This is a genomic window from Draconibacterium orientale, from assembly GCF_900111425.1.
Taxonomy (GTDB): Bacteria; Bacteroidota; Bacteroidia; order Bacteroidales; family Prolixibacteraceae; genus Draconibacterium; species Draconibacterium orientale.
Genome location: NZ_FOHT01000001.1, coordinates 20,238 through 45,030 on the forward strand (window position 1 = coordinate 20,238; position 24,793 = coordinate 45,030).

17 protein-coding genes are annotated in these 24,793 nt (G+C 42.5%); 14 read left to right on the top strand and 3 right to left on the bottom strand.

Annotated elements, in window-relative coordinates; genetic code table 11:
- The first annotated feature begins 140 nt into the window (after window positions 1–140).
- The 3 genes from BMW53_RS00100 to BMW53_RS00110 all read left to right on the top strand — a co-directional run bounded on the left by BMW53_RS00100 (window position 141) and on the right by BMW53_RS00110 (window position 3,968).
- Entirely contained in the window at window positions 141–1,358 is a 1,218-nt protein-coding gene (locus BMW53_RS00100; protein WP_038561732.1) for a glycosyltransferase family protein, read from the top strand.
- 14 nt (window positions 1,359–1,372) lie between these two features.
- The gene (locus tag BMW53_RS00105; protein ID WP_038561729.1) at window positions 1,373–3,061 is read left to right on the top strand and encodes a sugar phosphorylase; all 1,689 of its coding nucleotides are present in this window, start codon (window positions 1,373–1,375) and stop codon (window positions 3,059–3,061) included.
- A 220-nt stretch (window positions 3,062–3,281) separates the two neighbouring features.
- Window positions 3,282–3,968: a hypothetical protein gene (locus BMW53_RS00110; RefSeq protein ID WP_038561726.1), complete on the top strand. Its 687-nt coding sequence runs from the start codon at window positions 3,282–3,284 to the stop codon at window positions 3,966–3,968.
- Between the two features lie 80 nt (window positions 3,969–4,048).
- On the opposite strand, the gene BMW53_RS00115 is transcribed toward BMW53_RS00110, so the two are convergent.
- Complete coding sequence (locus BMW53_RS00115) at window positions 4,049–8,791, bottom strand: hypothetical protein (RefSeq protein WP_074780026.1); 4,743 nt, start codon at window positions 8,789–8,791, stop codon at window positions 4,049–4,051.
- A 183-nt stretch (window positions 8,792–8,974) separates the two neighbouring features.
- On the opposite strand from BMW53_RS00115, the gene nhaC reads away from it, so the two are divergent.
- Window positions 8,975–10,438: a Na+/H+ antiporter NhaC gene (nhaC, locus tag BMW53_RS00120; RefSeq protein ID WP_038561717.1), complete on the top strand. Its 1,464-nt coding sequence runs from the start codon at window positions 8,975–8,977 to the stop codon at window positions 10,436–10,438.
- A gap of 82 nt (window positions 10,439–10,520) precedes the next feature.
- Here nhaC and BMW53_RS00125 read toward each other — a convergent pair whose 3' ends face one another.
- Window positions 10,521–11,927, bottom strand: coding sequence for a Gfo/Idh/MocA family oxidoreductase (locus tag BMW53_RS00125; protein ID WP_038561714.1), 1,407 nt, complete (start codon window positions 11,925–11,927; stop codon window positions 10,521–10,523).
- A gap of 247 nt (window positions 11,928–12,174) precedes the next feature.
- On the opposite strand from BMW53_RS00125, the gene BMW53_RS00130 reads away from it, so the two are divergent.
- From BMW53_RS00130 to gnd, 9 genes are all read left to right on the top strand, one after another.
- Window positions 12,175–12,999 carry a 2-oxo acid dehydrogenase subunit E2 gene (locus tag BMW53_RS00130; RefSeq protein ID WP_038561711.1) on the top strand — a complete coding sequence of 275 codons (825 nt, stop codon included), beginning with the start codon at window positions 12,175–12,177 and terminating at the stop codon, window positions 12,997–12,999.
- Window positions 13,000–13,172: 173 nt separating this feature from the next.
- Window positions 13,173–14,201: a substrate-binding domain-containing protein gene (locus BMW53_RS00135; RefSeq protein ID WP_256999166.1), complete on the top strand. Its 1,029-nt coding sequence runs from the start codon at window positions 13,173–13,175 to the stop codon at window positions 14,199–14,201.
- Between the two features lie 5 nt (window positions 14,202–14,206).
- A complete protein-coding gene (locus BMW53_RS00140) occupies window positions 14,207–15,058 on the top strand; it encodes an SDR family oxidoreductase (protein WP_038561705.1) in 852 nt (283 codons plus the stop codon).
- Between the two features lie 74 nt (window positions 15,059–15,132).
- Window positions 15,133–16,206 carry a PfkB family carbohydrate kinase gene (locus BMW53_RS00145; protein WP_038561702.1) on the top strand — a complete coding sequence of 358 codons (1,074 nt, stop codon included), beginning with the start codon at window positions 15,133–15,135 and terminating at the stop codon, window positions 16,204–16,206.
- A gap of 24 nt (window positions 16,207–16,230) precedes the next feature.
- On the top strand, window positions 16,231–17,517 hold the full coding sequence (locus tag BMW53_RS00150; protein ID WP_038561699.1) for a nickel-dependent putative hexonate epimerase: 1,287 nt from the start codon (window positions 16,231–16,233) through the stop codon (window positions 17,515–17,517).
- 18 nt (window positions 17,518–17,535) lie between these two features.
- The gene (locus tag BMW53_RS00155) at window positions 17,536–18,549 is read left to right on the top strand and encodes a Gfo/Idh/MocA family protein (RefSeq protein WP_245748998.1); all 1,014 of its coding nucleotides are present in this window, start codon (window positions 17,536–17,538) and stop codon (window positions 18,547–18,549) included.
- A gap of 21 nt (window positions 18,550–18,570) precedes the next feature.
- Window positions 18,571–18,984, top strand: coding sequence for a GxxExxY protein (locus BMW53_RS00160; RefSeq protein ID WP_245748999.1), 414 nt, complete (start codon window positions 18,571–18,573; stop codon window positions 18,982–18,984).
- 246 nt (window positions 18,985–19,230) lie between these two features.
- Entirely contained in the window at window positions 19,231–20,361 is a 1,131-nt protein-coding gene (pdxB, locus tag BMW53_RS00165; protein WP_038565287.1) for a 4-phosphoerythronate dehydrogenase PdxB, read from the top strand.
- An 11-nt stretch (window positions 20,362–20,372) separates the two neighbouring features.
- A complete protein-coding gene (gnd, locus tag BMW53_RS00170; protein WP_038561694.1) occupies window positions 20,373–21,827 on the top strand; it encodes a decarboxylating NADP(+)-dependent phosphogluconate dehydrogenase in 1,455 nt (484 codons plus the stop codon).
- A gap of 46 nt (window positions 21,828–21,873) precedes the next feature.
- Here gnd and BMW53_RS00175 read toward each other — a convergent pair whose 3' ends face one another.
- Window positions 21,874–22,917, bottom strand: coding sequence for a zinc-dependent alcohol dehydrogenase (locus tag BMW53_RS00175; RefSeq protein ID WP_038561692.1), 1,044 nt, complete (start codon window positions 22,915–22,917; stop codon window positions 21,874–21,876).
- Window positions 22,918–23,284: 367 nt separating this feature from the next.
- Between BMW53_RS00175 and BMW53_RS00180 the strand changes: the two genes are divergently transcribed.
- Window positions 23,285–24,448 carry an IS4 family transposase gene (locus BMW53_RS00180; RefSeq protein ID WP_038561689.1) on the top strand — a complete coding sequence of 388 codons (1,164 nt, stop codon included), beginning with the start codon at window positions 23,285–23,287 and terminating at the stop codon, window positions 24,446–24,448.
- Window positions 24,449–24,793 lie beyond the last annotated feature (345 nt).

The following is a 24,793-nucleotide window of genomic DNA, read 5'->3' on the forward strand; positions in this document are numbered from 1 at the left end:
GTTGCATATTAATTATTCGGCCTAACGTGCCATTTCAAAACAAATGGGCAATGTTTAAAGTAAATGTTTTTTATATTTAAAAGGTCGCCGGAATATCGGCACCATACATCAGTTATTTGAAAGACATAAAATAGTAAAAAATGGGTGATTTTTATCAGAATGGATTTGTAGCAACACTGCATAATTTACGTGCCCGGCCTTATGAAGAGCTGGAACAAAAATTGGAAAAATTTAGTAAAAAACGTCCCATTGGATTAATCATTCCCTCCTTATATTCAGAACTTTCGCGCCAGGCATTAAAAGATATTGTTTCGGTTTTAAAAGACATCCCGTATGTTTCTGAAATTGTTATCGGATTAGATCGTGCCGACGATTATCAATACAAAAATGCGCTTGAATTTTTTGCAGAATTACCACAGCATCACCGGGTTTTATGGAACGACGGACCGCGTATGCAGGAATTCAAAAAGAAACTGGCGTCGAAGAATATCGTTACCACCGTTCCCGGAAAAGGCCGAAATGTTTGGTTCTGCTTTGGCTACATGATCGCCTCGGGACGCTCTGAAGCAATTGCCCTGCACGACGCCGATATTGTTACCTACAACCGCGAAATGCTGGCACGGCTGGTTTACCCGGTTGCCGATCCATCGTTTAACTTTAAATATTGTAAAGGTTTCTATTTCAGAACCGACGACGAAAAGCTACACGGCCGTGCTGTGCGCTTGCTGGTTACCCCGCTGCTACGAACCCTGAAAAAATTACTGGGGCACCATACTTACCTCGAATATCTCGATAGCTTCCGTTACCCGCTGGCCGGGGAATTCTCAATGCGTGCCGACATTATAAAAACCATTCGCATTCCCTACGACTGGGGACTTGAAATTGGTATTTTAAACGAGGTAGAACGTAACAACTCGTTTAACCGGATTTGTCAGGTTGAAATTGCCGACCGCTACGACCATAAACACCAGGACCTTTCAGCCGAAGATGCCGAAAAAGGATTATCGAAAATGAGTCGCGATGTTTCGCGTGCTATTTTTGGCAAACTGGCTTCCGACGGGGTAACTTTAAGCCCTGAGTTTTTCAGAACCTTAAAAGCTACCTACTACCGTATTGCACTCGAATTTGTTGAATTATACAAAGCCGATGCAGCAATGAATGGCCTCTCGTACGATTTTCATAAAGAAGAGGAGGTAATCGATCTGTTTGTGAAAAACGTGTATCAATCGGGTATTCAATTTCTGGAAAACCCGGATAATGTACCGAATATGCCCAGCTGGAAACGTGTGCAAAGTGCATTCCCCAATATTCTGGAAGAGTTTTATGAGATTGTGGAAGCCGATAACAGTATCATCTAAAATCCGGAAACAATATGATTCATCCCGATCGTTCTTTCATCGAAAAAATTGAAAGCCGGCTAAAGTTTATCTACAAGGAGAAGTATGAGAAATCAATTCTCACCGATTTGATAAGTGTTATCTCGTCGTACCGGATTGCCGCATCAAAAGGCCAAAAATGGAATGAAAAAGATGTGGTATTGATTACCTACGGCGACAGTATAAAAACGGATAATGAAGCTCCGTTGCAAACACTCCGCACTTTTTTAAACGAAAATCTACGTGAACAATTAACCGTTGTTCATATTTTGCCTTTTTTCCCTTACAGCAGCGACGACGGTTTTTCGGTGATCGATTTCCGGGAAGTGAATCCGGAACTTGGTGATTGGCAAGATATTGAGGATTTAACAAACGATTACGACCTGATGGCCGATTTGGTGATCAATCATGCATCGAGCCAAAACCAGTGGTTTCTTAACTTTTTGAAGCAGCACGGAAAAGGTAAGGATTATTTTATTACTGAAGATCCGGGAACAGACCTTTCGCTGGTAACCCGTCCGCGCAGTACGCCACTTTTAACTTCTTACGAAACGGCAAACGGCACCCAGCACGTTTGGACAACTTTTAGTGCCGACCAGGTAGATCTGAATTTTTCCAATCCCGATTTGCTGGTTGAAATGATGGATATTCTGCTTGGCTACATCAACAAAGGAGCACGAATTATCCGCCTCGACGCGATAGCATTTTTGTGGAAAGTAGTGGGCACAACCTGTTTGCATTTGCCCGAAACACACGAAGTGGTAAAACTGATGCGCGATGTGGCCGAATTTATCAATCACGATACAATTATACTTACCGAAACCAATGTTCCCAACAAAGAAAACCTGAGCTATTTTGGCCATGGCGACGAAGCACACATGGTTTACCAGTTTAGCCTCCCTCCCCTGTTATTGCATGCATTGCATACGGGTAATTCACGTTATTTATCAACCTGGGCAAAAAGCTTACCTCAACTCAACGGCGATAAAACCTTTTTCAATTTCACCGCTTCGCACGATGGCATTGGCGTTCGTCCGCTGGAAGGACTTTTGCCCGACGACGAGAAAAATTCGTTGGTGGAAAACATGAAAGGTTTTGGCGGCCTGGTAAACTACAAATCCAACCCTGATGGCAGCCAAAGTCCGTACGAATTGAACATTACCTATTTCGATGCGCTTAAAGGCACACACAAGGGCGAAGACAGCCTTCAGGTCGATCGTTTTCTGGCTTCGCAGGTTTGTATGATGAGTTTGGCAGGCGTTCCGGCATTTTATATACACAGTTTAACGGCAACGCCAAATTATTACGAAGGCGTTGCAAAAACACAGCACAACCGCACCATAAATCGACGCAAATGGCAGCTTCATGAATTGCAGGATGTGTTAAACAATGATACGCCACAGAAAAAAGTATTTCAATCGTTACAACAACTTATTCTGCTTCGTAAAAAACAAAGCGCTTTTCATCCGAATGCGCAGCAGAAAATTCTTGATTTTGGCCATGCAGTGTTTGCCATACAACGAAAATCACAAGATCAGACAATTCTCGCTATTGTTAACCTTTGCGATGAAGAAACAGGAATAGAAATACCGGCAGAATTTTCTTTCGATATCATTTCTAATTCCGAATTCACATCAAAGAAATTAAAAGCTTACCAATGTTTATGGCTGGTTAAAAATAAATAATCACAAGCCCATCATTGTACTTTTGTTCTAAATAATCATTCAGCCACAAACACCGTCTTCCGTTCGTTTTTTACGATAAATTCAAATTTATATTAAACTCAACAGCTAACTTTTTTATGTAAATAATGTTGTAAAATGGTATAACATTTCCCCTTTGTAACCGTATCATTCTGTACAAATATTGTCTTATATAAACGTAACGATCATTAAAATAAACACGATGAAACAGAAAATATATTTTAGCGGACTTATTATCAAACACGAAAAGCTGGAACAAATAAAACTGAACATCCCCGACAATATTTACATTGCAGAAGCTTCAACTCCTTATGCAAATTATTACGGCCAACTTCCCCGAACAGCCAAACCCAATTCAATCTTTCTTTTTACTAAAAAATTTCACTTCCTGGAGGAGCTAATCTGCTATTCATCGAGTTTGGAAAAATGTTTGTTTGAACGAATTAATATTGCCAGCGCGCTTGTGGAATCAGGCGGTAAACAATACCCTGCTATCCGCATAAAAAACTTCCCGGACTATAGCCAGCTGGTAAAGTTGGAAAAATGCTTACAAGAAAAAAACATAGTGTTTATTGAAAAAATTCATTTGGACGAACGGGTTAAAACTATCGTCAGCAAGCCTTTTTTTCTGGAAGAATTAGAACCCAATTTCTACCTTGACCTCATCGAAGAACACAAAGGATATTTTGTAGCTGAAAGCCATCTTTCACCAGAAGAATTTGAGGCAACCATTACTCAAATACGATACAACGGCATATGCAAGCTTTTCGATGCGGAGCAGGGTGTGGTGTACAACGATGGAAAACTCACCCACCTGATACGCATATTCTCAGAATCACTTAACCTGGAAATGCTAAAATGTTTGAGCAAAGAGTTTTCGAAATTATAAGGGGACTTAAAAACGCAAAAGCCCGGTAAATCGTTACCGGGCTTTTTTCGGAAAGGATGTTTTGAATTGATGTTTTTACATTAACGTAATGCTTCTATTTCCTGCAATTTTGCTTTCACCTCTGCATCATCCGATCTTAACTCCAAGGCTTTTCGGTAGTAGAAACGGGCTACATTATAATTCCCCGCCTCGAAAGCACTGTTGGCCGTAGTTTTAAAGTTCTCAAATTGCTGCTGACTCTGCCCGGCAACACGCTCGGCCACACGACGTTCAATTTCACGCAGCTGTTCTTTCGGATAGTTTTCAGTATCCTTTTGCGACAAAGCCTGGTTGTACCAACCTCTGGCCACTGCCAGCTCGTTATTCCTGAAACTTTCATCCGCCAGGTCGATAAAACGCTGGTATTCGCGGTCGCGTTCGCTCAACATCATGTCGCCCAATATTCGGTTAATTTCGGCAATGCGTCGTGGCGGATAAGCCTCTTCCGGTTTCAGATCCTGTGCTTTGTAGTACCACGCTCTCGACACGTTGTACAGTTCGATATCAAAAGAACCATCGGCCTTTTTAATGATCTGATCATAAAGCGCATTTAACCCTGATTCTTCAAGAATTCGCTGCTCATCCAACTCCTCTTCCAGTTGAGCAATCTGATCTCTTCTTCTTGCCAGATCCTCGGCATTAGCTTGTTCCTGAGCAATTTGCTGGCGTTCGTTTTCACGAATTGCATCTATTTTACGAATCTGTTCTTTCGGATATTCTTCATTAGGTTTTACGCCTAAAGCAATCTCATATTGCAGGCGGGCATCGTCGTACGCTTGTGTTCTGAAATGACCATCGGCCACCACAATAACACTTCTGTATTTTTCGTCGATAGCTCGTTGCTCAAGAATTCTGTCTATTTCGGCAATTTTATCTTTCGGATACGTTTCTTCCGGTTTTAATGCCAACGCTTCTGTGTAATTCTCTTTTGATGGCGTGTAACTATTTGCAGCGAAAAAACGATCGGCCTGCATAATCAAATTCGCATATTTCCGGTCTAACTCTGCCTGCGCTGCCTGAGCCGCCGCTAACTCTCTTAAAATCCGGTCGATCTCATCGATACGTTGCGGTGGATACAATTCTTCCGGTTTTATATCCTGAGCTGCACGGTATTCGTTGCGTGATTCTTCGTAATTCTCAGCGGCAAACATTTCATCGGCACGGGCAATGGCGTCGTTGTAGTTTTTATCTTTTTCGGACTGGATAGCTGCCAAACGGGCTGCTTCAGCTTCGGCTGCTTCCCTTGCCAAACGTTCTCTTGTGCTTACAATCGAGTCTATTTTTGCCAGCTGCTCATCCGGGTAAGTTTCATCAGCTTTAGCTTGTTTTGCTGTATTGTAAGCAGCAATGGCAGCTTCCCAACTTTCGCCACGGAACTCGCGGTCGGCTTCGGCTACTGCATCTTCATAAGCTTTTTGTACTGCCGAAAGTTGCGCCAGCACGTTGCCGATTTCGTCAATGCGTTGCTGCGCGTAAGCTTCTTCGGGTTTTATATCCAGCGCTGCGCGGTATTCGTTGCGTGATTCTTCATAATTCTCAGCAGCAAACAAACCGTCGGCGCGGGCAATGGCGTCGTTGTAGTTTTTATCCTTCTCGGCCTGAATGGCTGCCAAACGTGCCGCTTCCGCTTCGGCTTCTTCCCTTGCCAAACGTTCTCTTGTGCTTACAATCGAATCGATTTTGGCCAGCTGTTCATCCGGGTAAGTTTCGTCGGTTTTGGCTTGTTTTGCGGTGTTGTAGGCTACAATTGCTGCATCCCAGCTTTCGCTGCGGAATTCACGGTCAGCTTCGGCAACAGCATCTTCGTAGGCTTTTTGTGCTGCCGAAAGTTGTGCCAGCACGTTGCCGATTTCGTCAATGCGTTGCTGCGCGTAAGCTTCTTCGGGTTTTATATCCAGTGCTGCGCGGTATTCGTTGCGTGCTTCTTCGTAGTTCTCCGCGGTAAACAGTTCATCGGCACGGGCAATGGCGTCGTTGTAGTTTTTATCCTTTTCGGCCTGGATGGCTGCCAAACGGGCGGCTTCAGCTTCGGCTTCTTCCCTGGCGATACGCTCTCTTGTGCTTACAATCGAATCGATTTTGGCCAGCTGCTCATCCGGGTAAGTTTCGTCTGCTTTGGCTTGTTTTGCCGCATTGTAAGCAGCAATGGCAGCTTCCCAACTTTCTCCACGAAACTCGCGGTCAGCTTCGGCAACGGCATCTTCATAGGCTTTTTGTGCTGCCGAAAGTTGAGCCAGCACTGTTCCTATTTCATCGATACGTTGCTGCGCGTAAGCTTCTTCGGGTTTTATATCCAGTGCTGCGCGGTATTCGTTGCGTGCTTCTTCGTAGTTCTCCGCGGTAAACAGTTCATCGGCACGGGCAATGGCGTCGTTGTAGTTTTTATCCTTTTCGGCCTGGATGGCTGCCAAACGGGCGGCTTCAGCTTCGGCTTCTTCCCGTGCAAGACGTTCTCTTGTGCTTACAATCGAATCGATTTTGGCCAGCTGTTCATCTGGGTAAGTTTCGTCTGCTTTGGCTTGTTTGGCCGTATTGTACGCAGCAATGGCGGCCTCCCAACTTTCGCTGTGGAATTCACGGTCGGCTTCGGCTACTGCATCTTCATAAGCTTTTTGTGCTGCCGAAAGTTGCGCCAGCACGTTTCCGATTTCATCGATACGTTGCTGCGCGTAAGCTTCTTCCGGTTTTATATCCAGTGCTGCGCGGTATTCGTTGCGTGCTTCTTCGTAATTTTCAGCGGCAAACAGTTCATCGGCGCGTGCAATGGCATCGTTGTAGTTTTTATCTTTCTCGGCCTGGATGGCTGCCAATCGGGCTGCTTCCGCTTCAGCTTCTTCTCTCGCCAAACGTTCGTTCTCGGCTATTAAACCATCAATTTTATCCATCATCTCAGGAGGATAGCTTTCTTCCGGTTTAAGCTGTGCTGCCTGGGCAAATGTTGATTTCGCATCGGTATAATCCTCACGTCCAAACAAACGATCGCCCTCTGCAATTAAATCATTGTACTGCCGTTCCAAACGAGCTAATTCCGTTAAAGTGGAGGCAATTTCATCCAGTTTATCCTTTGGGTACTGTTCGCGCGGTTTTATTTGCAAAGCTTCCGTGTATTGGCTCCTGGCATCTTCGTAATTTTTCTGTGCAAGCAAATTGTCGGCCTGTTTAATTACCTGTGCATACTGCTCATCAACTCCCTGCTGAGCTATTAGCTGCGCAATTTCAGCAATTCGCTCCTGCACATGTTTGTCGCCCGCTTTTAATTCATTTGCTTTCTCGTAAAGTGATTTGGCGGTAGCATAACTTTGTGCATCAAATTGCTTATCGGCCTGACTCACAAATTCGTTAAAGCTGTTTAGTGCATAAAGAATTTCGCTGATCTCCTCTACCCGCTTTTTTGTTCGTGGCTCATCGGGAACCAGTTCCAGTGCCTGCTCGTAGTTCGACAAAGCATCGGGGTAATCTTCCTTTTTGTACGCTTTATCGGCAGCGGCAATAAATTTATCAAACTCCATGCGATCGAGGATGCGCTTCATTTCCTTTTTCGAGTCCTCAATGCGGCGTGTAGCCTTAATGTCGCCGGGTTTGTACGACAATGCATTCTCGAACGAAGTAAGTGCCCGATCGAAAAACTGCTTGGAAAACATACGCTCTCCTTCCGACATAGCATCATTATAACTTTTCTGATCTTCCTGATTTTTGCGCTGTTCGGCAAGCAAACCATTAATTTCGGCAATTTTAGTTTTTGGGTATTGTTCGTTGGGCCTGATTTCAAGCGCCTGATTAAAAAGGCCAAGCGCCTCGTTAAACAACAGTTCGTCGATTGCCTGATCGCCTTGCTCAATCAGGTTCTGATAGTTTCCGGCAAGTCGTTGTTGTTCCTGCATTTCAGCAAGCTTTTTTAGCTGATCGTTGACATACTGATCCAACGGTTTTATCGACAGTGCGCGGTTGTATGATTTTTTGGCTTCGGGCAATTGTCGATTGCCAAGGTGCAAATCGCCTTCCCGAACCAACTTGTTGAAACGGGCCAACATCGCTGCATCCAGCTCTTCGGCAGCCATTATCAATCCCAGCAAATCGTTAATTTCAGCAATCCGGTCTTTCGGAAACTGCTCACTTGGAAATATTTTACTGGCAGCTTTATAACCATCCAAAGCTTCCAGAAACTCTTCGTTGCTGTATTCTTGTCCGGCCTGTTCCAGCAGTTCATTGTATTCTTTCCGAAGTTCAGCCAGTTCGGCACGGGTTAATCGCGCCATAAAATCGGCATTCTCGTCTATTTGTTGCGCCTGTGCAATTGCCTGGTTAATCAGGCGTTCAATTTGCGCATCGTTATAATAAAGTTCCTTTACAAAATTATCAACGCTTGGGCTGTAAAATATTTTTAGCACAGTATTCTCGGCAAACGAATTATCGATTCCGGGAATTTCAGTAAACAAATTAATATTTACCGGAAATGGAGGAAATTTAGGATCGGTATTCAAAACATCGCGCGGAACAGCTGTTTCAACCACAATTTTCTGGCTAAAATTTCCTTCGTGTTCAAATACCAGTTCCCATTTGTGGTTCCAGTTCAGTTCTACATTGTATTTTCCATCGGCCCCAATACCGTAATTATCCAGTCGTCGTCCATCGCGATACATTTGTATAATCGATCCTTCCGACGATCCTTCCTGAACGGTAACCAACCCTTCAATCGCCAAACCGTTGGCGCGCTGGGCCATGGTCTGGCCAACACAAAAAACAAAAAATAAAATGATTAATATAGATGTAACCCCTTGCTTCATATCAATTTGTTAATTAACAAAGAACGAAAATAAGAACAAATAATTATACGCTAAATAAAATGTAGTTTGTTTTTGTTTTGGGGCTTGTTTTTTACAAAATGTACGAATTCAGCGCAATTTTATTACACTTTTCGACTATAATATGTTATTTTGGCGCTTCATTTTGATATCCGCTACTTAAATATGACAACAAAACGCGAAGCATCACTTTTTCTGGCATTGTTGCCCATTCTTATTTTAATTGGTCTGTTAACGCTTAACGTATTACTTTTCGACGATACTTTATCCGGCGCCAACCAGGTTGCACTGATGCTGGCAGCTGCTATTGCAGGCATTGTTGCTCATCGGTTGGGATTTAGCTGGGACAGAATCAAAAGTAAAATCGTTTCGACTATCGGTTCGGCAATGCCATCCATTTTAATTTTGTTGTTGATCGGTTCGCTGGCGGGAACCTGGCTGATCAGCGGTGTTGTTCCGGCAATGATTTATTACGGATTGGATATTATCAGCCCCAAAATGTTTCTGTTTACGGCAGTTGTGGTGAGTGCGATTGTTAGTGTGGCCACCGGAAGTTCGTGGTCGACCATTGCCACAATCGGAATTGCGCTGCTTGGCATTGGAAAAGCCATTGGAATTGACGAAGCCATTGTTGCCGGAGCGATTATCAGCGGTGCCTATTTTGGCGATAAAATGAGTCCGTTAAGCGACACCACCAACCTTGCCCCTGCAATGGCCGGCACCGATTTGTTTACCCACATAAAATACATGACACTAACTACGGTGCCAACGATGACAATCACCCTGATCATTTTCCTGATTATGGGTTTCAATTACGATTTTACACATGCCTCGATAAACGTTGAAGATGTAAAAGTGGCCATTGACACTACTTTTAACACCAGCCCCTTATTGTTTTTGGTACCGGTAATTCTGATTACCGTAATCATATTAAAAGTACCGCCGCTTCCATCGTTGTTGATTGGCACATTACTGGGCGGTTTATTTGCCATTATTTTTCAACCTGATATTATAAACACTATTGCAGGTAGTGTAAACAACTACGGAACCGCATCGTATTATTCGGTTATGCAGGCCATGTTTGGCGATGTTAGCCTTACAACGTCGAATGCCAATGTAAACGAATTGCTGAGTACCTCTGGAATGCGCGGAATGCTCGACACGGTTTGGCTCATTCTTTCGGCAATGGTTTTTGGCGGCGTAATGGAATCGGCAGGATTACTGAAACGAATTACTCAGCCCATTGTTAAGTATGCCAAAAGCACCGGAAGTTTGGTGGCATCAACCGTTGGCACCTGTATCTTTTTTAACACCACGGCTTCCGACCAGTATATTGCCCTGGTGGTGCCCGGAAGGATGTACCGGAAAGCCTACGAAGACAAAGGTCTTAAGCCCGAAGTTTTGAGCAGAACACTGGAAGACAGCGGTACAATTACCTCCGTGCTTATCCCGTGGAATACATGTGGAGCCACACAGTCAAGAGTATTGGGCGTTGACACCTGGTCGTATGCTCCTTATGCCTTTTTCAATATCATCAGTCCGTTTATGACTGTTCTTTTTGCTTACCTGAACATTAAAATAAAGCGATTTGTTAAGGGCGAAAAACCACAGGTAGTAAAAGAAGATTAATAGAAACAACTTTTTACAAAGCATAAAAAAACGCAGCAACTTACCGTTTACTGCGTTTTTCATTTTATGGTAGAAAAGTAATTTACGTTAATCGTTTGCTTCGCGGTTGCAAAGTAGTTAAACTACCAACTTTTACGGGCATCCCCGATTCAATGCTGTTTCTGGCAGCTGTACCCACAAGAATCGACATGGCCCCGTCGCGCGTTCCTGCCAGGTGCTGATATTCGTCTTCGGCATCAGGAGTTCTGAAAATATGATCGTGCAAGCGTTCGTCACCTCCACCGTGTCCGCCGCGGCTGTAACCCACGTTTATTATTTCCTGCTCGCCCCACAATTTGTGCAGAATTATTGGTTTCATAATTTGTTCCTGGTTACCGCTCTGGTCCATTTCTGCGCGGTGCATATCTTCCTGCGAAATTTGCACATCTTCCAGATACGGCACATCCAAAAATGCTTCAATTCGGCCTTCGGTACCGTTAAATGCAACGCGCCAGCCTTCCCATGGCGAATAAGTTGTAAGCATGTAATTCAGGTACACATTGTTGGCGTATTTTACATTCACATTCATTTTATCGTAAATGTTTATCTCGGGCCTGAACAGGCAGTTATCGCGGATGTAACCATCGTAGTGTTCGTGTTTGGCGTACAGATTGTATTCTGTAGTACTTTTCGTGATATCCCAGAAAAACGGACAACTATCCTTTTCATCGCACGAGCGGCAGTTTACACCACTTTTATCGCGTCGGTTGCCATAAAACTCCAAATCACCTTTGGCGTACACTTCATCCGGATCGGAATCGATCCACCAGTTCAGCAAATCAAAATGGTGTGTAGCTTTGTGTATCAGTAAAGTTCCGCTCCACTCGCGCTGACCGTGCCACCGCCGAAAATACGAAGCGCCATGACTGGTATTCAGCATCCACGAAAAATCAACCGAAACCAGTTTGCCAATTGCATTGTTCATCAGCAACTCCTTGATTTTTGTATTGTACGGGCTCCAGCGATAATTGAAACCAACAATTACTTTACGTTTGTACCGTCGTTCTGCGTCCAATATTTCCTGACACTTGTCTTCATCGGTAGTCAATGGCTTTTCAGTAAGCACATCAACACCGTTTTCCAACGATTTTATAATGAATTGATGATGCGTGGCATCGGGGGTAGTTACAATGATTAAATCGGGCGATTGCTCCCCGATCATTTCATCAAAGTCAGTATAAGTTTTGCAGTCTTTACCAACTCCGATATAATCGGCAGCATATTTTACCCGGCCCGGATTGATATCTACCAGCGCCACAAATTCAAGGATGTCGCTGTATTCATCAACCAGTCGTTTTCCCCAAAAACTGTTTCCGCGGATTCCGGTGCCCACCAAAACCAGTTTTAGCTTTTCGCCTTCGGAAAGTACAGCAGCCTTTAAAGGATTGGAGACCACTGCACCTGCAGCAATGGTGCCAATAGTGGCCAGAAAGTTTCGTCTGTTTTGCATGTGTATAAGTTTAGAATGAATTGTTGTTGATTTAGGCTAATAAACTTAAGACAATTTGTGTATTCTTCCAAAAACCGACTTGCTTTTAACTTCGTAATTTTATAATTACCACTCTGAATAATGCTGAAATCTCCTGATTAATTCTTCTGTTCAGGTGCTATTTTCACAGAAACAATTACATTTGCGGGCTAAAGCCACAATTATTCGAGATTTTACAGAAAACGATTGACATTAAAAAAATCGTTATATGGAGCAAATTGATTATAATTCAGACTGGCGCAGAGTAGCGTCAACTATTTACAAAAAGCCTACCGATTCCAAAATTTATGGAATGGTAGAGTTGGATGTTACCGATATTGAAAAATACATCGCCAAGAAGAGAAAAGAAGGCTTAAAAACCACGCTTACTTATATTATCACACTTATAATTGGCAGGGCAATCAGAAATGAAGTACCCGAACTGAACACCTTTGTAAAGGGCTCGAAAATTGCCCAGCGCAAACAGGTTGACGGTGTGGTAAGTGTTCTGCTGGCAGGTGGCGAAATGGGTTCGGTAAAAGTTGAGAATGCCGATCAGCGCACCATTCAGGAAGTTACCGACGAAATTGCCGAACATATCCGCCAGTCGCGAAAAGGTAACGAACGCGACGAAATGCAATCGAAAAATATGCTGGCGCGGGTTCCGTGGCCTTTCCGCAAGTGGTTGTTCCGCTTATACCGTGTACTTACAATCGACTGGGGAATTTCGTTGCCGGGAATCGGTCTCGATTCAAATAGTTTTGGATCGTACGTGGTTTCAAATATTGGTACCGTTGGCCTCGATACCGGTTATGGTTCGTTGCTGCCATCGTCGAATGTATCGCTCGTTATGATTTTGGGCTCCGTTCAGAACAAACCGGCAGTTGTTAACGGGGAAATCGTTCCGCGCCGAATCATGTTACTGTCTGCAACGCTCGACCATCGCGTTGTTGACGGATCGCACGGAGGACGCCTGTTTCGGCATATTAAATACCTGTTAAAAAATCCACACCTGCTGGAAGAAAAGCCCGACGAAAACCTGGCTAAATTTTAAGCAAAATCCAATACAAAAATGTTGCTGAACATTTTTGAAATATTTTTCCGTGTACGAACACGGGAATACTAATATTTTTATTTAGTTTTGAAAGCAAGTAGCTAAAGCTACGGTTTAAAATCTTAAAAATTTAAAGCGCTATCAAACTAAATAAACAAATACGGATTAAAGATATTGCCGAAAGAGCAAAGGTATCGATTGGCACTGTTGACAGGGTTTTGCATAACCGCGGAGAGGTTGCACCTGCCACCAAAAAGAAAATTCTTGAAATTGTAAAGGAATTAAACTACCAGCCCAATATTTTGGCAAGTATGCTGGCCTCAAAAAAGTCGGCCACATTTGCCACGCTACTCCCCCAACCTCCGGCTGGAGAAGGCTACTGGACAAAACCAATTAAAGGAATAAAAAAACGCATCTCGGAGTTGCCGCAATACGGCTTACAAATTCAGTCGTTTACCTTTAACCAGTCCGATTCAAAAAGTTTTGTAAAAGAGGCCGATAAAGTGCTTGCCATGAAACCCGATGGTGTGGTACTGGCTCCCTTTTTCAAAAAAGAGGCTACAGCTTTTATCGAAAAACTGAAAGAGCAGGAAATACCTTTTGTTTTTATCGATTCAAATATTCAGGATGTTGGACAGCTCAGTTACATCGGGCAAAATTCATATCAAAGCGGAATGGTGTCGGGGAAACTGCTCGACCTGATGTTACCCGAAGGAAACATTCTTGTTATTCATTTTGCGAAAGAAATGGATAACCAAAACCACCTGGTGCAGCGCGAAATGGGAATTCACGACTGGTTTAAGCAAAAAAAGGATAACAATCACAAGCTGTTTACCATTGAAATTCCGGATACCAAATCGGATGAATGGATGGCAACGGTTGAGCAAAATATTTCGGAGAAAAATATTAAAGGAATACTGGTTACCAATTCGAAAGTGTTTTATGTGGGCCGATTGCTTAAAAAATTAGAAATCAGAAACATTAAAGTAATAGGGCACGACCTTATTAAGGAAAACATTAAATACCTGAAAGAAGACCTTGTTCAGTTCCTAATCTGTCAACGCCCCGAAGAGCAGGGATATAACTCGGTGAACAAACTGTTCAGAAGCATCGTACAGAAAAGAGAAATTCAGGAAGAAAGTTACACCCCTATTGACATTGTTACCAAAGAGAATGTTGATTATTATAAAGAATTTAAATAGATATTATGCAGGCACTATCATTTAACGATTTAAAAGACAAAGTATGCGTAATTACCGGTGGTGCCGGAGTTTTGGGTACCGCCATGGTAAAAGCAATTGCATCGGTTGGAACCAAAATTGCCATCGCCGATATTAATAAAGAAGTGGCCGATAAAGTTGCTGCCGAGATTGCCGCTGATTCGGGGACTGAAGTGATTGGTGTTGCAGCCAATGTGCTCGACAAAGAATCGCTTGAGTTTGCCAAAACGGAGATAAACAAACGATTGGGGCCAATTGACATTTTAATAAATGGTGCCGGCGGAAACAGCCCACAGGCAACAACAAAAGTGGAAACCATAACCGAGGACAACATAGATAACCTCGAAGACACTTTTTATGGTTTGCAAATGGAAGGTTTCGACAAAGTTTTTGCCCTGAATTTTACAGGAACCTTGCTGCCAACAATGGTATTTACCCGCGACATGCTTGAAAGTAGAAAAGGCGTTGTGCTTAATGTTTCGTCGATGAATTCGTATAAACCGCTAACCAAAATTCCGGCATACTCGGCTGCAAAAGCGTCTATCAATAATTTTACAGAGTGGCTGTCGGTGCATCTTGCAAAAGTTGGTATCCGGGTAAATGCCATTGCTCCCGGCTTTTTTATCACTCACCAAAACCGCTTTTTGGTAATGGATGAAAAAACAGGCAACTACTCCCCCCGCGGGCAAAAAATTGTTGACAACACACCAATGGGAAAATTCGGTGAACCGGAAGATCTTCAGGGCGCAACACTTTTCCTGATCTCCGACGTTTCAAACTTTATAACAGGAATTGTAATACCGGTTGACGGAGGTTACAGCGCATTTGGTGGCGTTTAAATTATTGTTGCGAAAATTTTGCCAGACACAAATCGTTGGCTAACTGCTTTTCATTATATAGAAAATCAAAAAAGATGAAACTGAAACAAAATTGTAAATATGCCATGCTGGTCCCCACAAGTATGGGAACACGCATTACTCCCGAAAACGGACAACCGGTTCACTCAAGCGATAAATTTACCCTTTACGCTACCAGTGCCGAAACCAATGTTGCAAGCATCTCATCGTTCCTGGGTTTGCCGGTTAAAGTGTTAACCACATTTGTAAAGGACAGTCCGATTGCAAAATTCATTCAGAGCAATTTAAAGGCCCGACATATGGACTACGAAGGCCCGGAGGTGGAACAAGGCAATCCGTGGGGTTACCGCCACCAGATAAATATTGCCGACAGTGGATACGGTAGCCGCGGACCACGTGTTTTTAACGATCGCGCCGGCGAGGTGGGCCGCACATTAAATATAAAAGACTTCGATCTGGAACGTATTTTTGGTGAAGAAGGCGTGCAAATCGTACACCTGTCGGGATTAATTGGTGCGCTCTCTCCTGAAACAACCCAGTTTTGCCTGGAAGTGGCAAGAGCCGCAAAAAAACACGGCACTAAAATTTCGTTCGACCTGAATCACCGGGCATCCTTCTGGAAAGGCCGCGAAGAACAACTTCGGAAAGATTTTACCGAAATTGCTTCCGTTTCTGATATTCTCATCGGTAACGAGGAAGATTTCCAGCTATGTTTTGGAATTGAAGGCCCTGCTGCCGGCGGCGAAGGTTTGAATGCCAAAATAGAAGGATTTAAAGGATTGATCACCCGCGTAAAAGAAACCTTTCCTAACGCATCGGTTTTTGCAACAACACTGCGTGAAGTTATCAGTGTAAACGAGCACCTTTGGGGAGCCATTATGTTGGAAGGCGAAAACTGGCATGTGGTTGAACCACGTACCATCCGCGTTCTCGACCGCATTGGCGGCGGCGATGGTTTTGTTGGCGGAATGTTATACGGTATTTTAAAAGAATGGAAACCTGAAAAATGGCCTCAATTTGGCTGGGCAACCGGCGCTTTGGCAACCACATTTTTAACCGACTATGCGCAACCTGCCGACGAAGAACAGGTTTGGAGTGTTTGGGGCGGTAATGCACGCGTTAAGCGCTAATCTTCAATTTTAAAACAGATCAAAATGATATATTTCGAAAAAGGATCTACCGAAACAGCACTCAGTGCCGAGGATCTGAAAAATGGCCTGTTTGAAGCTTTCGAAAAAATGGGAGCCAAACAAAAGGTTTTGGCCATTCCTCCGGATTATACACGTCTCCCCTCGCGGGCAGGCGAGCTTACCGAATTTACCTGGGAATATTTTGGCGAACGCTTAACCGATGTACTTCCGGCGTTGGGAACGCACACGCCGATGACGATGGAGCAAATCAGCCACATGTTTGGCAAAATGCCATCCGACCTGATTCGCGAACACGACTGGCGAAACGATGTGGTTACACTGGGTACCGTTCCGGCTGAATTTGTAGAGGAGGTTTCGGAAGGTGCTGTTAATTATTCGTGGCCGGCACAGGTGAATAAAATTCTGGTTGAGGGTAATTACGATCTGATATTGTCTATCGGGCAGGTTGTTCCGCACGAAGTGGTTGGAATGGCCAATTACAATAAAAATATTTTTGTGGGTACCGGTGGCGCTGAGGGCATTAACAAAAGCCATTACATTGGCGCTGCATACGGAATGGAGCGCATGATGGGCCGTGCCGATACGCCAGTTCGGAAGATTTTTAATTATGCCTCCGAAAATTTCTCCAACCACCTGCCTATTGTTTATGTACAAACAGTAGTTGGATTAAATAACGATGGCAAACTGCAAACATACGGGCTTTTTATCGGCGACGATTTCGAGGTATTTGATAAAGCAGCAAAGCTTTCGCTCGAAGTTAATTTTGAAATGGTAGAAAAACCAATCACGAAAGCCGCGGTTTGGCTCGATCCTTCCGAATTTAAAAGTACCTGGCTGGGAAACAAAAGTATTTACCGCACGCGCATGGCTTTAGCCGACGGCGCTGAACTGATTGTTTTGGCTCCGGCCTTAAAAGAATTTGGTGAAGACCCACAAATTGATGCCTTGATACGAAAATACGGCTACTTTGGAACGCCACACACCTTGAAATTGGTAAAAGAAAACGAAGACCTGCAAAATAACCTGGGAGCTGCAGCACACCTTATTCACGGATCATCCGAAGGGCGTTTCAACATCACCTACTGCCCGGGTAAAGGGAAAGAAAATGTAACCCAGCAGGAAATTGAAAGTGTTGGATTTAAGTATGGCGATTACGATGAAGTTACAGCCAAATACAATCCTAAAAAGCTAAAAGACGGCTTTAACACCCTGCCCGATGGTGAAGAAATATTTTACATCTCAAATCCGGCAATTGGATTATGGGCATACCGCGAACGTTTTGAATATTAACACAAATAAGCAGCAAAGTTGAGTATTAACAGGAATAAAGAAAGCATCAATTGGGGAATAATCGGTGTTGGAAACGTAACCGAAGTTAAAAGTGGACCGGCTTTTTACAAAGTCGAAAACTCGAAACTGGTTGCCGTTATGCGCCGAAATGCCGAAAAAGCTGCAGATTATGCCCGTCGCCATAATGTTCTAAAATGGTACAACAACGGATCGGCATTAATTAACGCCCCGGAAGTGGATGCCGTATATATCGCAACTCCTCCCGATACCCATGCATCGTACGCCATTGAAGCGCTAAAAGCCGGCAAACCGGTTTACGTTGAAAAACCAATGGCGCGAAATTATGCCGAATGTTTAGAGATGCTTAAAGTTGCTGAAGAAACAAAAACTCCGCTGTGGGTGGCCTATTACCGACGAACTTTACCTGCCTTTTTAAAAGTAAAAGAGCTGGTAGAAAATGGCAGCATCGGCAAGCCATTAATGGTGAATATTAAATTGTACAAACAGGCTCGCGAAGCCAATCAAAAACCGGAAGAAATGCACTGGCATGTATTTCCGGAGATTGCCGGTGGCGGCTATTTTTTCGATCTGGCCTCACATCAACTGGACTACCTTGATTTTGTATTTGGAAAAATTACCGAAGTGAAAGGACAAGCGGTTAACCAGTCTGGCCTCTACCCTGCTGAAGATACAGTTACAGGGGTTTGGAAACACGAATCAGGAGTTGTTGGAACAGGAAGCTGGTGTTTTGTTGTGGATGAAAATTCGGTGGAAGATTATATTCAGATTGTCGGAGAAAAAGGCGAAATTTGTTTGCCTTGTTTCACGCACGGCGATGTTATTGTAAAAAACCAAAAAGGAACAGAAAAACTGAGTTTTAATAATCCGAAACACATCTCACAAAACCTGGTTGAACAGGTTGTAAATGAATTACTGGAAAATGGTAAGTGTGTGAGCACCGGCGAATCGGCAGCCCGCACAAGTTGGGTACTTGATGAGATGGTTAGAGATTATTACAATGGACCACAGTAGGCACAATAGGACCCATTAGTTATGATGACTCAAAAAATAGTAAATGCTATAACATATGATATAATTGGATGTGCTATTGAAGTTCATAAAGAACTTGGGCCAGGACTCCTAGAAAGTGTTTATGAAAAGTGTCTTGGTCACGTATTGCAAGAAAATGGGATGAAAGTTGAGTACCAAAAAGCTGTCCCAGTCAATTTTAGAGGATTAAAAATTGACGCTGATTTAAGATTCGACATATTGGTAGAAGCTTTAATAGGTGTTGAATTGAAAGCTGTTCAAGACCTACTTCCCATTCATGAAGCACAGCTACTGACCTATTTGAAACTTTTAGAGAAGCCGAAAGGTATATTGATAAATTTTAATTGTACAAATATTTATAGAGAAGGACAAAAAACATTCGTAACAGAACACTTTAGGAAGTTACCGAAAGAATAAAGATAATTTCAATCGAATAACGAATTATTAAAAAAATATGCGTCCTACATTCTTTTTAATTGAAACGCATAGATTCAATAGGTCATATTAGGATGAATTTCTATACAAATTGCTGCTTTTCGTTTGTTTCAGTAGCACACCAAGTAAGAATAGCCAGGAAACTACGTGATGCCATATTATATAAAAAGAATTAAATAAATAAAGCGACACTATTGATTCCTAATGTGTCTAATGTGGTTAAAAAAAATGAAAATTATTATCGACAATAAAATACCCTATATAAAAGGTGCGCTTGAACCTTTTGCAGAGGTAATTTACCTGCCGGGAAGTGAAACCACTCCCGAGATTGTAAAAGACGCTGATGCAATTATTACCAGAACAAGAACCATTTGCAATGATAAATTACTTCGCGATTCGAAGGTAAAATATATTGCAACGGCAACCATCGGATTTGACCACATTGATACGGATTACTGCAAGCAAGCAGGAATTAAGTGGACCAATGCGCCAGGATGTAATGCAGAGAGTGTAAATCAGTATATTGCTTCTGCCTTGTGCTCATGGGCAATGCGAAAAAGAACCGATCTTACCGGATTGACCATCGGAATTGTTGGTGTAGGAAACGTTGGGAAGCGCGTTGCGAAGACCTGCAAAATTCTTGGAATGAATGTTCTGTTGAACGACCCTCCACGTGAACGAACAGAAGGAAGTAGGGAATTTGTTTCGCTGGAGACAATTCAAAACGAAGCCGACATTATTACCTTTCATGTTCCCTTAAACATGAGCGGCGAAGATGCTACTTTTCATATGGTAGATGAAGACTTTTTGCAAAACCTCAGGAAAAATCCGTTAATAATAAATTCGTGTCGTGGAGAAGTTTGTGATTCAGAAGCCATCTATAACGCCATTGAAGCGAGTGATATCAAAGGATTTATTGCCGATTGCTGGGAGAATGAACCGGATATAAACCTCGATTTGTTAAACCTTTGCGAATACGGCACACCGCACATTGCAGGCTATTCAAAAGACGGGAAAGCCAACGGAACAAAAATGAGTGTACAGGCCATTAGCCGTTTTTTTGGTTTAGGAATCAACAATTGGGAACCAACAAACGTTGAACTACCGGCAACTACAAGCATCGAAATTGATGGCAACCAACGCCGCGAATATTCAATTTTGGCAGAAGCCATTTTGAGCACATACGATATTGAAAACGATGATGACGACCTACGTGATTCGCCCCTGAAATTTGAACAATTGAGAGGAGATTATCCTGTTCGTCGGGAGTTTAACACCTACACCATCGAAGCAAAAAATATTGAAACCAAAACTTTGGAAAAACTTATAGAATTAGGATTTCAGATTAAAAACAAATAATACGCAATAGCATGAAAAAATTAGCAGATATTGGTTTGATCGGGTTAGCCGTAATGGGCGAAAACCTGGTACTAAACATGGAAAGCAAAGGCTACACAGTGGCCGTTTACAACCGCACAGTTGAAAAAGTTGACAAATTTGTAAATGGCAGAGGAGCCGGTAAAAACTTTATCGGAGCACACTCAATCGAGGAGTTTTGTGCCTCGCTGGAGAAGCCCCGTAAAGTGATGATGTTGGTAAAAGCCGGTCAGCCGGTTGACGATTTTATCGATATGGTTATCCCGCATCTTGAGCCGGGCGATATTATTATCGATGGTGGTAACTCACATTTTCCGGACACCATTCGCCGTACTGAATATGTGGAGAGCAAAGGTTTGCTGTATATCGGAACCGGAGTTTCAGGTGGCGAAGAAGGCGCATTAAAAGGTCCTTCGATTATGCCGGGCGGATCGCCGGATGCATGGCCACACGTAAAAGAAATTTTCCAGGCCGTTTCGGCAAAAGTTGAAAGTGGCGAAGCTTGTTGCGACTGGGTTGGTGAAGGTGGTGCCGGACATTTTGTAAAAATGGTGCACAACGGAATCGAATACGGCGATATGCAGATTATCACCGAAGCCTACCAGCTGATGAAAGAATTGCTGGGAATGAGCAACGATGAAATGCACGAAGTATTCAAAAAATGGAACGAAGGCATTTTAGACAGTTACCTGATTGAAATCACACGTGACATATTAGGCTATAAAGATGAAAATGGCGAGGAAACAGTTGAAATGATTCTCGACACTGCCGGCCAAAAAGGCACCGGTAAATGGACAGGCATTTCAGCACTCGACCTGGGTATTCCGCTTACACTAATTGGTGAATCGGTTTTTTCCCGTTGCTTATCGGCTCAGAAAGATTTGCGTGTTCAGGCCTCAAAAGTAATTGAAGGCCCAAAACCGGAATTTAATGGCGACAAAAAACAATTTATCGATGATATTGAAAGTGCATTGTTGGGCGCCAAAATAATTTCATACGCACAAGGCTACAACCTGATGATGGAAGCTGCCAGCGAACACGGCTGGAACCTGAATTACGGCGGAATTGCCCTGATGTGGCGTGGTGGTTGTATCATTCGTTCGGTTTTCCTTGGAGATATAAAGAAAGCATTTGATAACAATCCGGAATTGCCAAACTTGCTACTCGATCCGTTCTTCAAACAAAAAGTTGAAGAGGCACAGGCAGGCTGGCGTCGTGTTTGTGCAACGGCATTGGCTAATGGAATTCCGGTGCCTGCATTAACATCAGCTTTATGTTACTTCGATGGTTTTCGCAGCGAACGTTTGCCTGCCAACTTACTTCAGGCACAACGCGACTATTTCGGCGCACATACCTACGAACGGGTTGATAAACCACGTGGCGAATTTTTCCACACCAACTGGACCGGACGTGGTGGCGACACCGCATCGTCGACCTACAACGCTTAAAAGTTTAAATAAGACAAAAGAAAAAGGAAGCAGCTGCTTCCTTTTTTTATAGTTCGAAATTTATCATCGCTTTTATTGCACCAAATTTGTAGCCCTCAACAACATCGAAAGCCACCGGAGTTTCTTCCAGCGTAAATTCGTGGGTAACTATTTTCGAAACCTGCACAGCACCGGAAATTACCAAATCAATCGCCTCTTCAACACAATGATTTTGCCGGCGTACATTGATTACGGTTAATTCCTTTCGGCGCATTAAATCCATATCAAAAATATATTGCGCGTCAGGCGGAATTCCAACCAGCACCAGTTTTCCTCCCGGTTTCAGAATTTTTATGGCATTATTTACCGCATCTTGCTCGCCACTTGCTTCAAAAACCACATCAAGCAACAGTTCTTCTTGTTTTTGTACGGCAGTCTCTACATCTTCATTTGTAGGATTTATTAACCATGATGCACCAATTTCTTTGGCTTTACTCAGGCGATATTCCAGTGGTTCAATCACACCAACATTGTTTATATTATCAGCTAACAATTTCAGCAGAATGCTCAAACCAATTGGCCCGGCACCAAAAATACCAACAGTAGTTTCCTTTTTCTGAATTTGAGCCAGGTTAACCGCATAAACACCAATCGAAAGTGGCTCGATCAACGCTGCCTGTCGGGCATTTAATTTATCGGTAACCGGATAACACGTAAACGAAGGCATTACGATGTATTCCGCTAAACATCCTTCAATTTGTCCGGGGCAACCTAAAAACTTGTTGTTCCGGCAGGTATGCGGACGGCCTGCCAAACACTGGTCGCAGGTACCACAATGTACCGATGGATCAACCACCACCAGATCGCCAACCCTTACATTTGTTACCTCTTTGCCGGTTTCTACAATTACACCAGAACACTCGTGTCCTACTTTAAAAGGATATTCAACAACCTGCGAGCCGATCTTTCCTTCCGAGTAATAATGAATGTCTGATCCACAAACTCCAACAGTTGAGATTTTTATCTTCACATCCGTCTCGCCGGTTAACACCGGCTCAGCTGTTTCGATTAACTTCATTTGCCGGATACCGGTTAATACTACTGCTTTCATTTTTTAAAGAATTAGCTATTTGCAAATTGAATACCGGCTTTATTGCCGCTTTAAGATTTTTAATAAAAATACGATCTGGAACCATTCGTGCCAAATAAAAAAGCACCTAACTTTATTTCGTTCTTTATTCTTATAAAATTGCAGGTATTTATTCGATCAAATTACCGGAGTTCGTTTGCGAATTAGTAGGTATAACATTGAAAAACGTTAAACCACTACACTATAAAACCTGAGAATTTACCTGAAAACATTAGTGTCCACTAAAAATTAAATAACGTTCTTTGAAACAATTGTAAATCTATACTTTACGCGGCTTTCTTAAGCGTGACGATTTGAATCTGTTAAGTTCGTGGATTTTTAAAATCACATGAATAACGGAAAATTCGTTTTCGCTCAATTAATAAGTTTTTTGCCACAAAGGGTATTTGATAAATGTGTTACTAAATATACGGGCAATAAATATGTTAGGCACTTTACCTGCTGGAACCAGTTGCTGTGTATGATTTTCGGTCAATTGACCAACCGTGATAGCTTGCGTGACTTGATTGTCATTATTGACGCTCACCGAAACAAATCTTATCATCTTGGTTTTGGGAAATCAGTAACAAGGAGCAATCTGGCCAAAGCGAACGAAAAGCGCAATTACAGAATCTTTGAAGATTTTGCTTATTACATGATTGACTTGGCCAGGAAAAAGCTTGCTAACGATGATTTTGAAATCAAAGGAAAAATTTATGCCTTCGATTCTTCAACCATCGATTTATGTTTAAGTGTTTTCTGGTGGGCAAGTTTTCGTAAAACAAAAGGAGGCATAAAACTCCATACACTTTACGATATTACCACACAAATACCAGCGTTTATCCACATCACGGCAGCTTCGGTTCACGACGTCAACGCAATGGATGTTATTCCTTACGAAACAGGAGCATATTACATTTTCGACCGTGGGTATGTTGACTTTGAGCGCCTTTATCGGATAACAACACTTTCTGCGTTTTTTGTAGTAAGGGCAAAGGCAAACCTGAAGTTTTACAGAATGTATTCGAATAAAGTCGACAGACAATCAGGTCTGGTTTGCGACCAGATTGGGAAACTGTCTGGTTTTTATGTCTCAAAAGATTATCCTGATAAACTACGGAGAATCAAATTCTTTGATGCTGAAAGAAACCGTTACTTCGTTTACTTGACAAATAACATGGAATTGACAGCCGAAGAAATTGTGCTTCTATACAAAAACAGATGGCAGGTTGAGTTATTTTTTAAATGGATAAAACAACACCTGAAGATTAAAGCATTCTGGGGTACGTCAGAAAACGCAGTCAGAATACAAATTTATTCAGCGATCATAGCCTACTGTTTAGTTGCAATTGTAGGTAAAGAGTTGAAAATTGAACGCTCAACCTACGAAATATTACAAATTTTAGGAATATCACTACTGGACAAAACTCCTATAAATGAGCTGCTTACAAATATAGATTACAAAAATGTCAAAGAACTAAATTATAACCAGCTGTCCCTCAGCTTATTTTAAGTGGACAGCAGTGACCTGAAAATAATACAAAATGCTACATTATTGGGTGATGGTTTACACAACTATAAGAACATGACATTTATCACCACATGGGTGCTATTTGCATTTTTCGAATAAAATGCGATTTTTTTCAAAAAAGATCAAATCTATTCTAAAACATATTGTCAATATCACAAACACTGACAATCAATATTATAAGTCTTTCGAACACGCACTTTTTAACAAACATTAATTAATTTTAAAAAATACTTAAGATTTAATTCATTTTTATACTATATTAGCGGAGCCTTATATGAATAAAACGATTTAGATACTTATTAGAACTACCTTTTCTCTATTAGACCA